18 protein-coding genes are annotated in these 18,413 nt (G+C 63.4%); 13 read left to right on the top strand and 5 right to left on the bottom strand.

What is annotated here, in order from left to right; all coding sequences use genetic code 11:
- The first annotated feature begins 30 nt into the window (after positions 1 to 30).
- A complete protein-coding gene (locus KJQ96_RS29350) occupies positions 31 to 1,812 on the top strand; it encodes a Rieske (2Fe-2S) protein (RefSeq protein ID WP_249734665.1) in 1,782 nt (593 codons plus the stop codon).
- A gap of 34 nt (positions 1,813 to 1,846) precedes the next feature.
- Here KJQ96_RS29350 and KJQ96_RS29345 read toward each other — a convergent pair whose 3' ends face one another.
- The 4 genes from KJQ96_RS29345 to KJQ96_RS29330 form a co-directional block, all read right to left on the bottom strand.
- The gene (locus tag KJQ96_RS29345; RefSeq protein WP_213289848.1) at positions 1,847 to 2,632 is read right to left on the bottom strand and encodes a molybdopterin-dependent oxidoreductase; all 786 of its coding nucleotides are present in this window, start codon (positions 2,630 to 2,632) and stop codon (positions 1,847 to 1,849) included.
- Between the two features lie 17 nt (positions 2,633 to 2,649).
- Positions 2,650 to 3,279 carry a cytochrome b/b6 domain-containing protein gene (locus KJQ96_RS29340; protein WP_213289847.1) on the bottom strand — a complete coding sequence of 210 codons (630 nt, stop codon included), beginning with the start codon at positions 3,277 to 3,279 and terminating at the stop codon, positions 2,650 to 2,652.
- A gap of 177 nt (positions 3,280 to 3,456) precedes the next feature.
- Positions 3,457 to 4,011, bottom strand: coding sequence for a fasciclin domain-containing protein (locus KJQ96_RS29335; protein WP_213289846.1), 555 nt, complete (start codon positions 4,009 to 4,011; stop codon positions 3,457 to 3,459).
- A 334-nt stretch (positions 4,012 to 4,345) separates the two neighbouring features.
- On the bottom strand, positions 4,346 to 5,107 hold the full coding sequence (locus KJQ96_RS29330; RefSeq protein ID WP_213289845.1) for an SDR family oxidoreductase: 762 nt from the start codon (positions 5,105 to 5,107) through the stop codon (positions 4,346 to 4,348).
- Positions 5,108 to 5,195: 88 nt separating this feature from the next.
- Here KJQ96_RS29330 and KJQ96_RS29325 point away from each other — a divergent pair, with 88 nt between their 5' ends.
- From KJQ96_RS29325 to KJQ96_RS40505, 12 genes are all read left to right on the top strand, one after another.
- The gene (locus KJQ96_RS29325) at positions 5,196 to 6,725 is read left to right on the top strand and encodes a malonyl-CoA synthase (protein WP_213289844.1); all 1,530 of its coding nucleotides are present in this window, start codon (positions 5,196 to 5,198) and stop codon (positions 6,723 to 6,725) included.
- 25 nt (positions 6,726 to 6,750) lie between these two features.
- Complete coding sequence (locus KJQ96_RS29320; protein ID WP_213289843.1) at positions 6,751 to 7,257, top strand: DUF3658 domain-containing protein; 507 nt, start codon at positions 6,751 to 6,753, stop codon at positions 7,255 to 7,257.
- 40 nt (positions 7,258 to 7,297) lie between these two features.
- Positions 7,298 to 7,447, top strand: a complete 150-nt coding sequence (locus KJQ96_RS29315) for a hypothetical protein (RefSeq protein WP_213289842.1) — start codon at positions 7,298 to 7,300, stop codon at positions 7,445 to 7,447.
- 393 nt (positions 7,448 to 7,840) lie between these two features.
- Positions 7,841 to 8,239: a succinate dehydrogenase, cytochrome b556 subunit gene (sdhC, locus tag KJQ96_RS29310; protein ID WP_213289841.1), complete on the top strand. Its 399-nt coding sequence runs from the start codon at positions 7,841 to 7,843 to the stop codon at positions 8,237 to 8,239.
- 14 nt (positions 8,240 to 8,253) lie between these two features.
- Complete coding sequence (sdhD, locus tag KJQ96_RS29305) at positions 8,254 to 8,628, top strand: succinate dehydrogenase, hydrophobic membrane anchor protein (protein WP_213289870.1); 375 nt, start codon at positions 8,254 to 8,256, stop codon at positions 8,626 to 8,628.
- A gap of 3 nt (positions 8,629 to 8,631) precedes the next feature.
- Positions 8,632 to 10,503 carry a succinate dehydrogenase flavoprotein subunit gene (sdhA, locus tag KJQ96_RS29300; protein ID WP_249734663.1) on the top strand — a complete coding sequence of 624 codons (1,872 nt, stop codon included), beginning with the start codon at positions 8,632 to 8,634 and terminating at the stop codon, positions 10,501 to 10,503.
- 24 nt (positions 10,504 to 10,527) lie between these two features.
- Positions 10,528 to 11,313, top strand: a complete 786-nt coding sequence (locus tag KJQ96_RS29295; protein WP_213289840.1) for a succinate dehydrogenase iron-sulfur subunit — start codon at positions 10,528 to 10,530, stop codon at positions 11,311 to 11,313.
- A 152-nt stretch (positions 11,314 to 11,465) separates the two neighbouring features.
- The gene (locus KJQ96_RS29290) at positions 11,466 to 13,631 is read left to right on the top strand and encodes a hybrid sensor histidine kinase/response regulator (RefSeq protein ID WP_213289839.1); all 2,166 of its coding nucleotides are present in this window, start codon (positions 11,466 to 11,468) and stop codon (positions 13,629 to 13,631) included.
- A 305-nt stretch (positions 13,632 to 13,936) separates the two neighbouring features.
- On the top strand, positions 13,937 to 15,931 hold the full coding sequence (locus tag KJQ96_RS29285; RefSeq protein ID WP_213289838.1) for an ABC transporter ATP-binding protein/permease: 1,995 nt from the start codon (positions 13,937 to 13,939) through the stop codon (positions 15,929 to 15,931).
- A gap of 202 nt (positions 15,932 to 16,133) precedes the next feature.
- The gene (locus tag KJQ96_RS29280; protein ID WP_213289837.1) at positions 16,134 to 16,961 is read left to right on the top strand and encodes an FkbM family methyltransferase; all 828 of its coding nucleotides are present in this window, start codon (positions 16,134 to 16,136) and stop codon (positions 16,959 to 16,961) included.
- A gap of 42 nt (positions 16,962 to 17,003) precedes the next feature.
- Positions 17,004 to 17,390 carry a VOC family protein gene (locus KJQ96_RS29275; protein WP_213289836.1) on the top strand — a complete coding sequence of 129 codons (387 nt, stop codon included), beginning with the start codon at positions 17,004 to 17,006 and terminating at the stop codon, positions 17,388 to 17,390.
- Between the two features lie 83 nt (positions 17,391 to 17,473).
- Positions 17,474 to 17,704, top strand: coding sequence for a hypothetical protein (locus tag KJQ96_RS40505; RefSeq protein ID WP_082637337.1), 231 nt, complete (start codon positions 17,474 to 17,476; stop codon positions 17,702 to 17,704).
- Between the two features lie 410 nt (positions 17,705 to 18,114).
- Here KJQ96_RS40505 and KJQ96_RS41805 read toward each other — a convergent pair whose 3' ends face one another.
- Positions 18,115 to 18,396 carry a hypothetical protein gene (locus tag KJQ96_RS41805; RefSeq protein ID WP_309142479.1) on the bottom strand — a complete coding sequence of 94 codons (282 nt, stop codon included), beginning with the start codon at positions 18,394 to 18,396 and terminating at the stop codon, positions 18,115 to 18,117.
- Positions 18,397 to 18,413 lie beyond the last annotated feature (17 nt).

The following is an 18,413-nucleotide window of genomic DNA, read 5'->3' as shown; positions in this document are numbered from 1 at the left end:
ACCCCCGAAGCGACAATGGGAGGTATGCGCATGGACGCGCCGAGCAAGGAATTTGCGCTGGCGGGCAGCCTTGAGGAGCTGAAGCTCAAGGGGCGGCTCGTTGTGCACGGTGACCATCGTCCGATCCTCGTCATTTACGACCGCGGACGTGTCTTCGCGCTCGACAATCGGTGCCCGCACATGGGCTTCCCGCTCGAGCGCGGCAGCGTCGAAGACGGCATCTTGACCTGTCACTGGCACCACGCGCGCTTCGATCTCGAAAGCGGCTGCACCTTCGACCTGTGGGCGGACGACGTGCCGATCTGCCCGGTCGAGGTGCGCAATGGTGACGTCTGGGTGAAGACCACGTTCACGCATGCCGATCTCGCAGCGCACTGGCGTCAGCGGCTTGCGAACGGCCTCGCCCACGACCTTGGTCTGGTCATTGCCAAGGCCATACATGGTCAGCTCGCGGCGGGCGTACCGCAGACCGAAATCGTGCGGGAGGTGGCGCTGTTCGGGGCGCAAAATCGCGACGGCTGGGGCGTCGGTCTTACGATCCTTACGGCACTCGCCAATATCCTGCCTTCGCTGCCGGAGGATGAAGCCTATCTCGCTCTATTCCACGGCGCGCGCCGCGTGGCGGCGGACTGCGACGGCGAGGCGCCGCGGCGGGAACGCTCGCCGCTTGGAAGCCAGCCGGATCCGGCCGCGCTCAAACGTTGGCTACGGCGCTGGACAAACGTTCGCCATCGCGAGGCGGCCGAGCGCACCCTGCTCACGGCGATTGCTGCCGGCCTCTCCCCGGCTGAACTCGCTGATGTTCTGTTCACCGCCGAGACCGAGCGGGCGTTCGCCGACACCGGACACTCGCTCGACTTCATCAACAAGGCGTTCGAGTGCCTCGACCTGATAGGCTGGCAACACGCGGCGGCGCTGCTGCCGACTGTCGTCGGTCAGATGGTAGCGGCCCGTGGCGCTGAGGAGTCGACTGCGTGGCGACAGCCCGTCGACCTTGTTGCGTTGTGTGAGAAATCAACCAGCGAACTCGCGGGCCTGTTCGCTGCCGGACGCGGCTCGCGCGACTGGTCGGGCCACGCCGCACTTGCTCAAGAGCTGCTCGGTGACGATCCGGCCAGGATCGTTGACGCGCTCAAGGAGGCGATCCGCGCCGGTGCCGCTCCTGCCGACCTTGGCCAATCGCTCGCCTACGCGGCAGCGCTCAGGGTGGCCCGCTTCGGCAATGCCAACGAGCACGCCGACTGGGAGACGGCGCATCACGTGTTCACCTACGCCAACGCAGTCCACCAGATGCTGATGCGCATCGGGACTGCCCACATTGACACTCACGCCACGGCCGTGCGCGGCATATTGCACGGAGCGATGGCGCTCTACCTTGCGCGCTATCTCAATGTGCCGCCGGCGCGCATTCCGGGCGACGGTAGCGAGCAACTCGATGATCTGCCCGCGGATCCAGAGACGATCAGCGCCGCCTTGCTCGACGCCTTCGACCGGCAGAGACAGGTCGATCTCGCTGCAAGCCTGGTGGCACGGCATCTCACGCTCGGCCATTCGCCGCAGGCGCTGATCGCTACGCTCGCGCATGCGGTGCTGCGCGAAGATGCAGGCTTCCATGCATATCAGATGCTGGAGGCCGGAGTCCGGCAGTTCGGCACGTGGGGCGATACGAACGAGGGCCGGCACATCCTGATCGCGGTTGCCCGCTATCTGGCCGCCCATTCACCGACAGAACGTGCCTCACTGCAGACAGCCGACATCGCCCGCCGCTTAATGCGGGGTGGCGAGCTGCATCAAGAGGCTGGATCGTCCTGACGTCACGCGCTGAGGACGAAGCGACCAAGCGCGACTAACTTCCGCTAAACGAATTATATCCCTGGTCTTCCCAGAAGCCGCCCTTGTAGTCGTTGGTGACTTCCATCGAGAGCACGTACTTCGGATTCTTGAAGCCGAGCTTGGTCGGCACCCTGATCTTCATCGGGAAACCATAGGCGCGCGGCAGAATCTCGTCGCCGAATTTGAACGTCATCTGGGTCTGCGCATGCAGCGCGCTCGGCATGTCGAGCGGCGAATTGTAGCCGTCTTTGTCGGCGCACTGGAACCAGACATATTTCGCCCGCGTATCCGCGCCGACCAGTTTGAGGAAATCGCGCAACGGCGTGCCGGTCCAGCTTCCGATCGCGCTCCAGCCTTCGACGCAGATGTGACGCGTCACCTGCTTGACCTGCGGCAGTTGATAGAGCTCGTCCAGCGTCCAGGACTTCTTGTTCTCGACGAGACCGCGCACCTCGAGCTTCCACGTCTTGCCGTCGACTTCCGGCGCCTCGTCGAGGTCGTAATAGGCGTTGAACGGGAACGGCTTTGTAATTGCGCTTTCCGGGAACGTCGGCGCCATCGCATTGGGATTGAACATCAATGCCTGCACACCGTCATTGAATTTCGAGACCTGCTTCAGCATCTCCTCGGCCGAGAAGCTGTCCGTCACGTCGCAGCCGGTCAGAAGCGTCAGCGCGCCGAGGCTGGCGCCGCCCGAGATGAAGCGCCGCCGGGTGAGATCCGGCATGGACTTGACGGCGTCTCTGACGAGAAGCGTCTTGTCGACGCCGGGAATCAGAAGCTTGCGCATGCGGCCCATGATCGTTCTCCCTTGAACTAGCGGCCGATGATCATGGCGCGCAGGCTCTTCGGCACCAGGAGGGCGAGCGCAACATGAACCACCATGAAGGCGACAATCGCCGCCATGCAGAAGAAATGGACGTAACGGGCGCCCTCATAGCCGCCGAACAGCGCCGCCAGGTATTTCAATTGCACCGGCTTCCAGAGCGCCAGTCCCGACAACACGATGAGGATGCCGACGACGATGATGCCGGCGTAGAGCAGCTTCTGCACATAATTGTATCTGCTGAGGTCGTCGTGCGACAGCTTGCCGGTCAGCGCAGCTTTCGTATCTGAAATCACACCCTCCGGCGTGATCGGCAGCAGCTTCTTGCGGAAGCGGCCGGTAACAACGCCCATCACCAAGTAGATCAGGCCGTTGACCATCAACAGCCACATCGCGGCGAAATGCCAGAGCAGCCCTCCGGCGAGCCAGCCGCCCAGCGTGATCGAACGGGGGAACGTAAAGCCGAATAATGGCGAGGCGTTATAGATCTGCCATCCCGACATGATCATCAGGACCATCGCAAACGCGTTGGTCCAATGCATCGCCCGCACCCAAGCCGGCTGAATGACCTTTGCCTTGGTTGACGCGGCGTGCTCGTCGCTGACTGTTACGGCCGACATGGCTCATCCCCGCTTGCAATTCGTATCGAATATACGCCTGGAACCTGGTTTCGTTACTGCCATGATTCTATCAGAACGATGCATGGCGCGTATCGACCTTCACGAAAAAGCGAGCCGGGTTGCCCCGGCCCGCCAATCCGCACGCCCCTGTTGGGACAGTCAGCGGCGCGCGGGAGCTCAGGACGCCGGCATCAGCACGGTGTCGACCACATGGATCACGCCGTTCGACTGGTTGACGTTGGTGATCGTGACCGAAGAGGTTCCGCCCTTGGCGTCGACGATCCAGGTCTTGCCGTCCTGCCTCTTGACCGTCAGCTCTTCGCCCTCGGCCGTCTTGAGCTTCTTGCCATCTGTGAGGTCGGACGCGGCGAGCTTGCCGGGCACGACATGGTAGGTGAGGATCTTGGTCAGGGTCGCCTTGTTCTCAGGCTTCACCAGCGTCTCGACGGTGCCGGCCGGCAGCTTGCCGAAGGCGGTGTTGGTCGGCGCGAACACGGTGAACGGGCCCTTGCCTTCCAGCGTCGCGACCAGACCGGCCGCCTTCACGGCGGCGACCAGCGTGGTGTGGTCCTTCGAGTTGACGGCGTTCTGGATGATGTTCTTGGAGGGGAACATCGCCGCACCTCCGACCATCACGGTCTTTTCTTCTGCGCTAACTGGCGCGGTGATGGTGGCGGTGAGAGCCAGCGCGCTGAACACGGCGGCGGACAGAAGTGCAATACGTTTTGACATGGAATCTTCTCCCGAGGATTGCTGTGCCCGGCGGGTATCGCCGGTGATGAAAACAACGACGCTGGTCGATGGACCGGTTGATTTCGTCGTCGTTGGCCCGAGCTACGGGAGGTTTTTGGGCCGGTTTCGGCGAATAATTTATCGTGATGCTTGAAACTTTTGGGGGCGTGATCCGTGCGGTGACGGGGCGCTCTCCCGTCGCCCCTGCGAACGCAGGGGCCCATAACCACAGGCGTGAGCATTGCGAAAGCTGGGGCCACCGCTGGTGCGCAACACAAACATCAGTGGTTATGGGTCCCTGCGTTCGCAGGGACGACAATGGAGAGAGCTCGCTTCAATCCCGATTATGCGGCGTCTGGATGAAGCCGCGATTATGCGTCGGGCTGATCAGGATCTCGTTGACGCAGACCCGCGGCGGTAGGCTGGCGACGAAGGCGATGGTGCGACCGCAATCTTCCGGCTGCAGCATTTTGGCCTGCTCTTCCTCCGATGGCACCACCGGCCGCGATTTCAGGATCGGGGTCGCGACCTCGCCCGGCGACAGGCAGCAGGCGCGCAGGCCATTGACGCATTCGTCCATGTTGAAGGAATGGGTCAGCGCCAGCACCGCATGTTTTGTCGTGGTGTAGGCCGGGCCCGGCATCTTTGACACGTGACGGCCGGCCCAGGACGCGACGTTGATGATGCAGCCGTCCTTCTGTTTTCGCATCGCCGGCAGCACCGCGCGCATGCAGTAGAGCACGCCGTTGAGGTTGATATCGACGACCTTGCCCCAGCCCTCCAGTTCCATGTCGGCCCAGCTTCGCTTGGGCACGTTGATGCCGGCACTGTTGACCAAGAGGTCGATCCGGCCGTGTCGGCTGAGGATCTGGTCCGCCGCCTTGTCGACATCCGCCTTGCTGCTGACATCGAGCGCGATCGCCTCGGCTTTGCCGCCCTTTTGAGTGATATTGGCCACGACCTTGTCGAGGGCATCTTTCCGCCGCCCCGAGACCACCACCGTCCAGCCATCGGCTGCCAGCGCCTCGGCGCCGGCCTCGCCGATCCCGCTGCCACCGCCCGTCACCCAGGCCACGCGTTTCCCGCCATTTGTCATGCAAACTGTCTCCGTTGCTTTTTGAAGGGCGTTCTTGCTATTCCAGCCTGCGAAATTCGCAGGCCAGCGCCCTCTTGGGGAAGTTTGCATGAACACGACTGCCAACGCCAACCTGTTTTCCCGCCTGTTCGACACGCTCGACGATCCGAATCGGCTCGCGATCGAGATGCTCGATGGCACGCGCATCAGCTATGGCGAGCTGATCGCCCGCGCCGGCCAGACGGCGAATGTGCTGGTCTCGCGCGGCGTCAAGCTCGGCGACCGTGTCGCAGCCCAGACTGAGAAATCGGTGCCGGCGCTGGTGCTCTATCTCGCAACCGTACGCGCCGGCGCGGTCTATTTGCCGCTCAACACCGCCTATACGCTGAACGAGCTCGACTACTTCATCTCCGACGCCGAGCCCGCGCTGGTCGTCTGCGATCCGTCCAAGGCCGAGGACATCGGCACTATCGCGGCGAAGGTGAAGGCAAAGGTCGAAACGCTCGGGCCCGACGGCAAGGGGTCACTGACGGACGCCGCCGCCAAGGCCGATGCCGTCTTCGCGACGGTCGCCCGAGGCAATGACGATCTGGCTGCCATTCTCTACACCTCAGGCACCACCGGCCGCTCCAAGGGAGCGATGCTGACGCACGACAATCTGGCCTCGAACTCCTACAGCCTGGTCGACTATTGGCGCTTCACCGACAAGGACGTGCTGATCCACGCGCTGCCGATCTATCACACCCACGGCCTGTTCGTGGCGAGCAACGTGACCCTGTTCGCCCGCGCCTCAATGATCTTCCTGCCGAAATTCGACCCTGAAATGATCATCAAGCTGATGGCGCGCGCCACCGTGCTGATGGGCGTGCCGACCTTCTACACGCGGCTGTTGCAGAGCCCGGCGTTGTCGAAGGAATCGACCAGCCACATGCGGCTGTTCATTTCGGGCTCTGCGCCGCTGCTCGCCGACACCCATCGTGAATGGGCCGCGCGCACCGGCCACGCCGTGCTGGAACGCTACGGCATGACCGAGACCAACATGAACACCTCAAACCCCTACGATGGCGAGCGCGTCCCCGGTGCCGTCGGCCATCCCCTGCCCGGCGTTTCCGTGCGCGTCACCGATCCAGAGACCGGCAAGGAGCTCGCGCGCGACGAGATCGGCATGATCGAGGTGAAAGGGCCCAACGTGTTCAAGGGCTACTGGCGCATGCCCGAGAAGACAAAAGCCGAATTTCGCGACGACGGCTTCTTCATCACCGGCGATCTCGGCAAGATCGACGCCAAGGGATACGTGCACATCCTGGGCCGCGGCAAGGATCTGGTGATTTCAGGCGGCTTCAACGTCTACCCCAAGGAAATCGAGAGCGAGATCGACGCCATGCCGGGCGTGATCGAATCCGCCGTGATCGGCGTGCCGCATGCCGATTTCGGCGAAGGCGTCACCGCGGTGCTGGTCTGCAACAAGGGCGCAGACGTCACCGAGGCGGGCGTGCTGAAAGCGCTCGACGGACGACTTGCCAAATTCAAGATGCCGAAGCGCGTCTTCGTCGTTGACGAATTGCCGCGCAACGCCATGGGCAAGGTGCAGAAGAATATTTTGCGGGATACGTATAAGAGTATCTACACGAAGGGTTAGGCGCGCGGCCGCTCCGGGGGCAGAGATGGATGAAGACCAGGCGGCCGAGATCCTCGATTATTTGCTCACTGCGGCCCGCGAACTTGATGAAGCGAGGGCGGCTGCAAACATTCTCGCCGGCCACGACAAGGACGCCGCCTCCGTCAGGGATCTTGTCATCAAGCTCAACTCGGAGCTACTGCAAGAGATTTTTCAGCGCTTTCCCGATTTGCTTCCGTTTGACGAGTTTCCCGAAATCAACAGCTCGTTGCGTTGGGACCAGGTTCAGCTTCCACCCACTGCATCCGAGGAGCAGGTCGACCAAATCATCCTCTCGGTTATCGTACCTCGCTGGCGGAAGATGGCAGCCATCATCTGGTATGCCGTAAAACAAGGCCATGAACGCGGCCTCGGCGTTACCGACGAAATGTTCGCTGCCCGCATTCAGGTCTTGGTTGAAACTGGTCGCCTCGAACGTCAGGGCGATATCCGCAAATGGCGTCATAGCGAGGTGCGGCTGAAGGCTGAGGGATCCGCGACACGTCTCAACTAGGCCCATCAAGGTCGACAACAACCCGACGAAAAAGCCGTAAATGCGGATCAAAAATCCCTTCGGCGAAATCGTCACCGAGCTTCCAGCTTTCCCGCGCCGGCAAGGCTCGGCGCCGATGCCGAACACGCCGGCCAAGAATCCCGACAGCGCGTTGATAGGTCCGCATATCGGGTCGGCTCTGGCTGAATAGCCCTCGATGCGCTCACCGCCGGCCCCCAAGAATGCACCGGCGTCTTGTAGGGCAAGCAGAGGAGGCCAGGTCGCGGATCAGCCGTCGCCGCTGGCACCGCTGAAGATCAGAACATTTTTCGATTATCTCGTTGAGCCTAACGCCGAACCAATCCATTCGGGCGCACGTCGACCAAAAATGAGATCCTTAGTTCATTTCTTTGGCTGTTCCCACTCCTCCTGGTATACCAACCTGCTGAATCATTCTCATTTCGCAGCCCCGTAGCAGTGAACCGCTGTTCGATCCAAAACGATTTGGCCGTTGCGCGGACTGACTCGACTACGTAAATAGAATTCATCTACCGCGTTCCCCGGTGGGCCGGCCGCGGTCCCACACAACGTAAAAAGCCGCCGAATGACCGCCAGGATCGAACGACCGATATCGCCCCATTTGCAGACCTACCGCGTCACCCTGACGATGGCGCTTTCCGTCATCCACCGCGCCACCGGGATTGCGCTCTATTTCGGTACCCTGCTGCTGGCCTGGTGGCTGATCGCAGCCGCCTCCGGCCCCGGGGCGTATGCCAATGTCCAGGCGTTCACCGGCAGCATCATCGGCAAGCTGATCGTGTTCGGCTACACTTGGGCGCTGCTGCACCATCTGGTCAGCGGTATCCGCTACTTCTTCTGGGACCTCGGCTACGGCTTCAAGGCCAACGAGCGCGAGGCCCTCACCTGGGGCGCGCTGATCGCCGGCATTTCGCTGACCGTCCTGGTCTGGATCATCGCCTACACGGTCGGAGGCGGACGATGAGCCGCCCCTCCTCGATGCGCACGCCGCTCGGCCGCGTCCGCTATCTCGGTTCCTCGCATTCCGGCACCACCGATTTCTGGCGCCAGCGCCTCACGGCGGTGGCGATGACACTGCTGATCGTGCCGGTTATCGTGATCGTGCTGATGCTGATCGGCCGCAATCAGGCCGGCGCAGCACAAATCCTCGGCTCGCTTCCGATCGCCATCATCCTGGTCCTCTTCATCATCGCCAGCGCCTGGCACATGAAGATCGGCATGCAGATCATCATCGAGGACTATGTGCACAACGAGACGGTGAAGCTCGTAAGCGTAATGGCCAATAATTTCTTCTGTATCGCGGTCGCCTTGGCGTCGATCTACGCGATCGTCAAATTGTCATCGGGAGTGTAACCCATGGCTGCTCAAGGTTCGGCTGCTCAAGGTTCACCCGCCGAAGGTAACGGCAAGGCCACCAGGGCCAGTGGCCCGGCCAGCAACGGAAAAGCCTATCCGATCGAGGACCACACCTACGACGTCGTGGTCGTCGGCGCCGGCGGCGCCGGCCTGCGCGCCGTGGTCGGCTGCAGCGAGGCTGGCCTGCGTACCGCCTGTATTACAAAAGTGTTCCCGACACGCTCGCATACGGTCGCGGCCCAAGGCGGCATTTCGGCTTCGCTCGGCAACATGCATCAGGACGACTGGCGCTGGCACATGTACGACACCGTCAAGGGGTCGGACTGGCTCGGCGACCAGGACGCGATCGAATACATGGTGCGCAACGCACCGGAAGCCGTCTACGAGCTGGAGCATTGGGGCGTGCCGTTCTCGCGCACCGAGGACGGCAAGATCTACCAGCGGCCGTTCGGCGGCATGACGATGGACTACGGCAAGGGCCAGGCGCAGCGCACCTGCGCCGCCGCCGACCGCACCGGTCACGCCATGCTGCACACGATGTACGGCCAGGCGCTGCGCCATTCGGCCGAGTTCTATATCGAATTCTTCGCCATCGACCTGATCATGGACGACCAGGGCGTCTGCCGCGGCGTCATCGCGCTCAAGCTCGACGACGGCACGTTGCACCGCTTCCGCGCCCAGACCACGATTCTTGCCACCGGCGGCTACGGCCGCGCCTACGCCTCCTGCACCTCGGCGCATACCTGCACTGGCGACGGCGGCGGCATGGTGCTGCGCGCCGGCCTGCCGTTGCAGGACATGGAGTTTGTCCAGTTCCACCCGACCGGGATTTACGGCGCCGGCTGTCTCGTCACCGAGGGCGCGCGCGGCGAAGGCGGCTATCTCGTCAATTCCGAGGGCGAGCGCTTCATGGAGCGCTATGCGCCATCCGCCAAGGACCTCGCTTCACGCGACGTGGTCTCGCGCTCGATGACCATCGAGATCCGCGAAGGCCGCGGCGTCGGCAAGAAGAAAGACCACATCTACCTGCACCTCGACCATCTCGATCCGAAGGTGCTGCAGGAACGACTGCCCGGCATTTCCGAATCGGCGAAGATCTTCGCCAATGTCGACGTCACCCGTGAGCCGATTCCGATCGTGCCGACGGTGCACTACAACATGGGCGGCATTCCCACCAATTATCACGCCGAAGTCCTGACCAAGAAGGACGGCGACGACAATGCCGTGGTGCCGGGCCTGATGGCGATCGGCGAAGCGGCCTGCGTGTCCGTGCATGGCGCCAACCGACTCGGCTCCAACTCGCTGATCGACCTCGTCGTGTTCGGCCGCGCGGCAGCGCTGCGGCTCGCGGAAAAGCTGACACCCAACGGCAAGCAGCCCGAATTGCCGAAGGATTCCGCCGACATGGCGCTCGGACGGCTCGATCATTACCGCCATGCCTCGGGCGGCACGCCGACCGCGAAGCTGCGGGACAGCATGCAGCATGTGATGCAGAACAATTGCGCGGTGTTCCGCACTGGCGAAATCCTTCACGAAGGCCAGAATCTGATTCACAAGGTGCATGGCGGCATCGGCGACATCGCGACCACCGACCGCTCCCTGGTGTGGAATTCCGACCTGATCGAGACGCTCGAATTCGATAATCTGATCGTGCAGGCGGTGGTTACCATGGATTCGGCGGCGAACCGCACCGAAAGCCGCGGCGCCCACGCGCGCGAGGACTTTGCGGAACGCGACGACAAGAATTGGATGAAGCACACGCTGGCCTGGATCGATCCGAACGGCAAGACCGTGATCGATTACCGCCCGGTGCACGACTACACGATGACGAACGACGTCCAGTACATCCCGCCAAAGGCGCGGGTGTATTGATGACGACAGCGAAGGCTTGCAAGCATGGCTGAATTCACGCTTCCGAAAAATTCGAAGATCACCGGCGGCAAGGCCTGGCCGAAGCCGGCAGGCGCGACCGAGACGCGCGAGTTCCGGGTCTATCGCTGGAATCCGGACGACGGCAAGAACCCGAGCGTCGACACCTATCATGTCGACATCAACGATTGCGGGCCGATGGTGCTCGACGGCCTGATCTGGATCAAGAACAACATCGACCCGACGCTGACCTTCCGCCGCTCCTGCCGCGAAGGCGTCTGCGGCTCCTGTGCCATGAACATCGACGGCCAGAACACGCTGGCCTGCACCAAGTCGATGCACGACGTGGCCGCAGGTGGCGCGGTGAAGGTCAATCCGCTGCCGCATCAGCCGGTCGTGAAGGACCTGGTGCCCGACCTGACCAACTTCTACGCGCAGTATGCCTCGATCGAACCGTGGCTGAAGACCACGACGCCGACGCCGCAGAAGGAATGGAAGCAAAGCCACGAGGACCGTGAAAAGCTCGACGGCCTTTACGAATGCATCCTGTGCGCCTGCTGCTCGACTTCCTGCCCGAGCTACTGGTGGAACAGCGAACGCTTCCTCGGGCCCGCCGCGCTGCTGCAGGCGACGCGCTGGGTGAAGGATTCCCGCGATGAGGCCACCGGCGAACGGCTCGACAACCTCGAAGACCCGTTCCGGTTGTACCGTTGCCACACCATCATGAACTGCGCCAAGTCCTGCCCGAAGGGCCTGAACCCGTCGGAAGCCATCGCCGAGCTCAAGCTGAAGATGGTCGAGCGCCAGATCTAGGCGTGATGCCGTAGCCCGGATACCGCGAACGGCCGGATTTGAATCTATTATGATCAATCCGGCTTGGCCGCCGGAAGCGCGAGTTCCCTTCCCCGCTCCGCTTTATTCCTAGCACGACTTTGCGTTAAGCTCGCCACGAAGCCGGAGCGAGCGTGCAGACCGCGCAACCTAATTCGCTGAGACTGCTGCAATGGATGATGGTCGCCTCATTGGCGCTTCCGTTGGCGCTCTTTGTATTTGCATCTGCTGTCTCCTGGGTCTCGATCCGCGAAACGGCCGACCGTGAAATCGAGCGCACGCTGGACGTCGCGCACGAGCATGCGCTGAAAGTATTCGAGACCATCGACCGCAGCCTGTCGGAGATCGCCGAGATCATCCGCGACCTTCCCGACGCTGACATCGTTGCCCGCGAACAAGCGCTGCATTTGCGGCTGAAGCAGTTGGTCGCTTCGCTACCGCAGGTGAAGTCGGCCTGGATCTTCGACGCCAAGGGCCACGCGCTCGTCAACAGCCTCGTCGTCCCGGCGCCCGAGATCGATTTTTCCGACCGGGACTATTTCAAGGCCCACGTCGCCGGCGATATCGGAACCTATATTGGCGAGGCGCTCGCGCCGCGGCCACCCTATCAGGGCGCCGCATTCTTCGGCGTCGGCAGACGGCGCCCGAGCGAGGACGGCAGCTTCGCAGGTGTGATCCAGACCTCTGTGCTGCCGGAGTATTTCGAAAATTACTACGCGCGGATCGGCCGCGAGCCGGGCAGTTTCTTCGCGGTCGGTCGCGCGGACGGCACCGTGCTGGCTCGCTTTCCGGCCGCAGGCCGCGAGGTCCGTCTCGACCGCAGCGACCCGATCGGAAAGCCGATCGCGGCCGATTCCAAAGCCGATACCAAGGCCGATACCAAGTCCGGCCTCGTCACCGTGACCTCGTCGACCGACGGCATCGAACGGCGCCTCGGATATCAGCGGCTGACCCAATACCCGATCTATGTCAGCGCCGGCCTCGAGACGTCGGTGATCCGGGCACGCTGGCTGTCCACCATGAGCCAGCACCTGATTTTCGGCGCGCCGGCCACCGCGCTGTTGTTTGCCCTGCTAGGGCTGGCCTTGCGACGGACGCGACACCTTTATTTCGAGGCCGAGAAGCGCCGGGTGGCCGAGGAAGCGCTGAAGCACGGTCAGCGGCTGGAGGCGCTGGGCCAGTTGACCGGCGGCGTTGCGCACGACTTCAATAATCTGCTGACGGTGATCCTCGCTTCCGTGGACCTGTTGCGGCGGCCTGACCTGCCGGAAGCGCGGCGGCTGCGCTACATCGATGCGATCTCGGATACGGTGACCCGCGCCGCCAAGCTGACCGGTCAATTGCTCGCCTTCGCGCGGCGGCAGACGTTGAAGCCGGAGGTGTTCGACGTTGGGCGGACCGTGCAGATGCTGAGTGAAATGATCGGCACCCTGATCGGTACGCGCATCGAAATTGTCATCCTTGGGCCGGAAGAGCCGTGCTTCGTCAACGCCGACGCCGGCCAGTTCGAAACCGCCATCATCAACATGGCCGTGAACGCGCGGGACGCGATGGATGGCCGCGGGCGGCTGACGATTGCGGTCGGAATGGCAGCCAGCCTGCCCAACGCCGCCCCGCAGCCGCAACATCCATATGGTTATGTGGCCGTATCCGTCGCCGATACCGGCAGCGGCATTCCGCCGGACCAGTTCGAACGCATTTTCGAACCCTTCTTCACGACCAAGCAGGCCGGCCATGGCACCGGGCTCGGCCTGTCGCAGGTATTCGGCTTCGCCAAGCAATCCGGCGGCGAAGTGGCTGTGGCCAGCGAAGTGGGCAAGGGCAGCATTTTCACCCTGTATCTGCCGCGCACCGCCGGGAGCGTCAAATCGCGACAGATGCCGGCAGCGGATGCCGCGGCGATCGACGGAAGCGGGATCTCGGTGCTCCTGGTCGAGGACAATGCCGAGGTCGGACGCTTCGCCACCGATGCGCTGGCCGAACTCGGCTACGCCACCAGACTTGTCGGCAGCGCCGTGCATGCACTCGAAGAATTGGCGGCCGGCGCCGAGCATTTCGATGCCGTATTCACCGACGTCGTGATGCCCGGCATGACCGGTATTGAACTAGCCCAGGAAGTCCGCCGCCGCCATCCCGACCTGCCGGTGGTGCTGACCAGCGGCTACAGTCACGTGCTGTCGGAGCACGGCAGCTACGGTTTCGAGCTGCTGCAAAAGCCCTACTCGATCGAGCAGCTCTCCCGTGTGCTGCACCGGGTTGGCCGGCGAAAGGTAGAGCAAAGCGCGGAAACGCGGGCGTGATCTAAAGCAATGATGAAATTAGATTTGATCGCGACCAAGAAGAAGGTGCGCTCCCTCTCCCACTTGCGGGGGAGGGCTGGGGTGGGGGTGTCTCCGCGGGCGACACTGCCCGAGTGGAGGGAGCCCCCACCCGGCGCTTCGCGCCGACCCAAGAGCGAGCTTCGCTCGTCTCGACCCCGCAAGCGGGAGAGATGAAGCGCGTGTGCGGCCGTTGCAAGTGCAGACGATTAGCATCGGTGTTTCCAGGTCATTGCGAGCAGACAGAACCAGCGGGAACCATCTGATTTCCCTCGCGTTGTTGGGCCATGGCCGGATCCGACACAAAGTCAAAGCCAACCGCCAAAAAATCCTCGGCAAAGAAACTCCCTGAGTCCGAAGAAAAATCAGAGTTCGTCGACGTCACGGCGGAAGGCGGCGAACGTGTCGAACCGCCGCCGCCGGAGGTCGTCGAGCCCGATCCGGAATTGTCTCCGGAGGAGGCCGAGCAGGCCCGCAAAAATTATCTGCTGACGCGGTTCTGGATCAGCGCGCGCGGCTATTGGGGCAGTGGCGGCGACCGGCTGGCGTGGCTGCTGTCGATCGGGTTGTCGCTCCTGATCGTCGGCCATGTCGCCTTTCAATACGGCATCAATGTCTGGAATCGCGCGATCTTCGACGCCATCGAGAAGCGCGACTCCGCCACCGTGTATTATCTCGCCGCGGTGTTCTTCCCGCTCGCCATCGGCAGCGCGTTGCTCGGCGTGGCCCAGGTGTTTGCCCGCATGGGCATTCAACGGCGCTGGCGTGCCTGGCTCACGAATGCGGTGATCTCGCGCTGGCTAGCCAACGGCCGCTACTATCAACTCAACCTGGTCGGCGGCGATCATCAGAATCCCGAATACCGCATCGCGGAGGATTTGCGGATCGCGACCGATTCGCCGGTGGATTTCGTCGCCGGCGTCACATCAGCATTTCTGTCAGCCGCCACCTTCATCGTGGTGCTCTGGACCATCGGCGGCGCGCTCACGATCACGCTGGCCGGCACGACGGTCACAATCCCCGGCTTCCTCGTGATCGCCGCGATCATCTACGCTGCGATCGCTTCGGGCTCGATCACGGCGATCGGGCGAAGCTTCGTGCAGGTATCCGAAAACAAGAACCAGGCCGAGGCCGAATACCGCTACGTCCTGACCCGCGTGCGCGAGAACGGCGAGAGCATCGCGCTGCTCGGCGGCGAAGAGGAAGAGCGCGACGGCATCAACAAGACCTTTTCAAAAGTGCTGCAGCAATGGGCGCGGCTCGCCGGCCAGCACATGCGCACCACGCTGGTGTCGCAGGGATCGAGCCTCATCGCGCCGGTGGTTCCGATATTATTATGCGCGCCAAAATTTCTCGAGGGCAGCATGACGCTGGGCCAGGTGATGCAGGCGGCATCCGCCTTCACCATCGTGCAAACCGCGTTCGGCTGGCTGGTCGACAATTATCCCCGGCTGGCCGACTGGAACGCCTGCGCGCGCCGCATCGCTTCGCTGATGATGTCGCTCGATGGCCTGGAGCGCGCCGAGCAGGGCGACGGCATCGGCCGCATCCAGCGTGGGATGACGGAAGGCGGCGCCATGCTGAGCCTCAACGATCTCTCGGTGTCGCTCGACGATGGCACCGCCGTGGTCGACGAGACCGAAGTGGTGATCGAACCCGGCGAGCGACTGCTGGTGGCCGGCGAATCCGGCACGGGCAAGAGCACGCTGGTTCGCGCGCTGGCGGGGCTGTGGCCATGGGGCGGCGGCAGCGTCAATTTTCATCCCGATCGCCGGCTCTTCATGCTGCCGCAGAAATCCTACATCCCCACCGGCACGCTGCGCCGCGCGATTACCTATCCCGGCGCCGCCGAGGACTGGCTCACCGAACAGATCTGCGACGCCCTGCACAAGGTCGGCCTCGACCATCTCAAAGAGAAGATCGAGGAAGAGGGACCATGGGACCAGACGTTATCCGGCGGCGAAAAGCAGCGGCTGGCGTTTGCGCGGCTGTTGCTGCACAACCCCGACATCGTGGTGCTGGACGAGGCGACGTCGGCGCTCGACGAAAAGAGCCAGGACAAGATGATGGAGCTCGTCATCAAGGAATTGCCGAACGCCACCATCGTCAGCGTCGCCCATCGCGCCGAGTTGGAGGCGTTCCACAGCCGCAAGATCGTGCTGGAGCGACGCAAGGGCGGCGCCAAGTTGGTCAGTGACGTCGACCTGATTCCACGCAAGGGCAGACAACGCCTGCTCGGCCGTTTCCTGCGCCATCGGAAGGGGACAAAGAATGCGGCGTGAGACGACAAAAGATCCCCGTCGTCCCTGCGAACGCAGGGACCCATAACCACCAGCCTTGATTATGCGGCGAGTATCAACTCCGACCGCCCCAAATCGCGAAGCCGCGGCGTATCGGCCCCTGCTTTCGCAGGGGCGACGGATGTCGTTGGAGTCGCGTGCAAAACCGGCTATGCATGCGCCGCTTCTACCCGAGGACCACCGTTTGACGCCCGATAACGACCCTTCGCCCGCGCCGTTCGGCGCGTTCGCCCCGAATGCCGCACAGGCCGCCATCATCGCGCTGGCCCACCGCTCGCGGCTGAAACGCGGTGCGTTCCGGCCGATGCTGTCGCGGCTGGTGAACCTGTTGCGGACAGGGCCCGTCGACGTGCAATACCAAGGCGCTTCGTTCCGCTTCTATCATCAGGCGAGCGCCACCGAGCGCGGCGCGCTGTTCAATCCCGACTACAATCTCGAAGAACTGAATTTTCTCCGCACGCATGTGCCCGCCGGCGGTGTATTCGTCGATGTCGGCGCCAATGTCGGTACCTATGCGCTTGCGCTGGCGCGCCATGTCGGCGCCGGCGGCAAGGTGATCGCAATCGAACCGCACCCGGTCACTCATGCACGGCTCGCCTTCAACAACGCGGCCTCCGGCTACAGGCAGGTGCGGCTCGTCGCGGCCGCCGCCGGTCCCGCCGATGGCGAGTTGATGATCGAAACCGATGGCGACAATCTCGGCGCCAGCCACATCGTATCAAGCGAGGCCTCCGGCAAGGCGATCAAGGTGCCGTCGCTGCGGCTGCAGCGCATCCTCGAGGAGGCCGGTGTCTCGCGCGTCGACGCGCTCAAGATCGACGTCGAAGGATTTGAGGATCGCGTGCTAACCGGCTTCTTCGCCGAGGCGCCGCAAACGCTGTGGCCGCGCGCGATCGTGATCGAGCATCTGTCGAAGGACGAATGGCAGCAAGACTGCATCGCCGACATGCGCTCGCGGGGTTATCCCGAGACCGGCAAGACCCGCAGCAACACGCTGTTGGCGCGAGGCTGAATTTCCGTTGCAAACCCATCTCTCAAACCGCAGGAGAGCTTGATGATCGACCACATCGGATTTCCGGTTTCGGATTATGAGCGCTCGAAGGCCTTCTATCTGAAAGCCCTGGCGCCGCTCGACTACACCCTGGTGATGGAAGTCAAGCAGGACCGCCCCGGCGAGGAGCCCGCCGCAGGTGTCGGCGCCAATGGCAAGCCCGATTTCTGGATCGGCGGCGAGGGCGGAATGGACAAGCCGCTGCATGTCGCGATCGTGGCGAAGGACCGCGCCACGGTTGATGCCTTCTACGAGGCAGCTATGGCCGCGGGCGGGCGCGACAACGGTCCGCCCGGGATCCGCGCGATCTATCATCCGAACTATTACGGCGCGTTCGTGCTCGATCCGGACGGCCACAACATCGAGGCCGTCTGCCACGCGCCCGAGTAGCCCGGTTCCATTATTGGATCACGTGGGAACTTGGCGCCGCCGTCGCCGTTGTCGTTCCCGGAACTTGTAGTCCGGGAGACGTGATGCCGATCGAACCGCCGGAAGTACCGCCGGCGACACCAGGACAACCGACCGAGCCGCCGCGCGAGGAGCCACCGGGCCGTCCTCGTCCGGAGGTGCCGCCACCGGTACATGAACCGGGCCGGCCACCCCAGCCGCGGGAATTGCCGGGCGAAATGCCAGACGAGCTACCGGTGCGTGGGCCTAATGGCCCGCGAACGCCTAACCCAGCCACCGATCCGGAAACCGAATGAAACAAACTTTGAAAGCACCATCTGAACGCGCAATGAACGAGGGGCCATGCAACCCTTTGCTTTCATGAAATAAAAAGCTACGGGAGATTTGTAAGCCGCCACAATCCGGCCTAATGATTAGCTGCTGATCGACCAACTGATACCTCAATACGGCACTTCCGTTACTGCCAGGCCTTTTCTACTGCCAGGCCTTTTCCGGGGACCAAAGGACATCATGACAAACCTTCGCATCGCGCTGCTTGCCACAACTGCCCTGTCGGTAACGCAGCTAGCGAGCTCCGCATCGCATGCCCAGACCGCTCCGCTTGTCCTGGCGCAAGCCAAGGAAGAGGAAGGCAGACCCAAGGGGCAGCCGCCAAAGGGAGCGCCGGGCGCCCCGCCGCCGGCGGCCGCCCCCACTCGACCGGCGCCTACTCCGCCGCCTCCCGCCGCGGCGTCGCCTCCGCGCCCGACGCCTGCCCCACCGCCGCCGGCGGCTGCCCCACCGCCACGCCAGGCTCCGCCGCCCCCGCCACCGGCGGCTGCACCGCCACCACGTCCAACGCCGGCGCCACCCCCTCCGGCAGCCGCGCCGCCGCGTCCAACACCGCCTCCGCCGCCGCCTCCTGCGGCCGCGCCCGCGCGTCCCACTCCGACACCGCCACCTCCCGCGGCGGCGCCTGCGCGTCCGACCCCACCGCCGCCTCCGCCACCAGCGGCAGCTCCCACC

Origin of the sequence: Bradyrhizobium sp. sGM-13 (assembly GCF_018398875.1) — a bacterium.
Taxonomy (GTDB): domain Bacteria; phylum Pseudomonadota; class Alphaproteobacteria; order Rhizobiales; family Xanthobacteraceae; genus Bradyrhizobium.
Note: the sequence above shows the minus strand (reverse complement) of the source record. Positions and strands in the feature narration are given on the sequence as shown.

What these genes read in the sequence shown, in the direction of transcription:
- KJQ96_RS29350 (WP_249734665.1), top strand. Translation starts at nt 31, where the DNA reads ATGGACGCGCCGAGCAAGGAATTTGCGCTGGCGGGCAGCCTTGAGGAG.
- KJQ96_RS29345 (WP_213289848.1), bottom strand. Translation starts at nt 2,632, where the DNA reads ATGGGCCGCATGCGCAAGCTTCTGATTCCCGGCGTCGACAAGACGCTT.
- KJQ96_RS29340 (WP_213289847.1), bottom strand. Translation starts at nt 3,279, where the DNA reads ATGTCGGCCGTAACAGTCAGCGACGAGCACGCCGCGTCAACCAAGGCA.
- KJQ96_RS29335 (WP_213289846.1), bottom strand. Translation starts at nt 4,011, where the DNA reads ATGTCAAAACGTATTGCACTTCTGTCCGCCGCCGTGTTCAGCGCGCTG.
- KJQ96_RS29330 (WP_213289845.1), bottom strand. Translation starts at nt 5,107, where the DNA reads ATGACAAATGGCGGGAAACGCGTGGCCTGGGTGACGGGCGGTGGCAGC.
- KJQ96_RS29325 (WP_213289844.1), top strand. Translation starts at nt 5,196, where the DNA reads ATGAACACGACTGCCAACGCCAACCTGTTTTCCCGCCTGTTCGACACG.
- KJQ96_RS29320 (WP_213289843.1), top strand. Translation starts at nt 6,751, where the DNA reads ATGGATGAAGACCAGGCGGCCGAGATCCTCGATTATTTGCTCACTGCG.
- KJQ96_RS29315 (WP_213289842.1), top strand. Translation starts at nt 7,298, where the DNA reads ATGCGGATCAAAAATCCCTTCGGCGAAATCGTCACCGAGCTTCCAGCT.
- sdhC (WP_213289841.1), top strand. Translation starts at nt 7,841, where the DNA reads ATGACCGCCAGGATCGAACGACCGATATCGCCCCATTTGCAGACCTAC.
- sdhD (WP_213289870.1), top strand. Translation starts at nt 8,254, where the DNA reads ATGCGCACGCCGCTCGGCCGCGTCCGCTATCTCGGTTCCTCGCATTCC.
- sdhA (WP_249734663.1), top strand. Translation starts at nt 8,632, where the DNA reads ATGGCTGCTCAAGGTTCGGCTGCTCAAGGTTCACCCGCCGAAGGTAAC.
- KJQ96_RS29295 (WP_213289840.1), top strand. Translation starts at nt 10,528, where the DNA reads ATGGCTGAATTCACGCTTCCGAAAAATTCGAAGATCACCGGCGGCAAG.
- KJQ96_RS29285 (WP_213289838.1), top strand. Translation starts at nt 13,937, where the DNA reads ATGGCCGGATCCGACACAAAGTCAAAGCCAACCGCCAAAAAATCCTCG.
- KJQ96_RS29275 (WP_213289836.1), top strand. Translation starts at nt 17,004, where the DNA reads ATGATCGACCACATCGGATTTCCGGTTTCGGATTATGAGCGCTCGAAG.
- KJQ96_RS40505 (WP_082637337.1), top strand. Translation starts at nt 17,474, where the DNA reads ATGCCGATCGAACCGCCGGAAGTACCGCCGGCGACACCAGGACAACCG.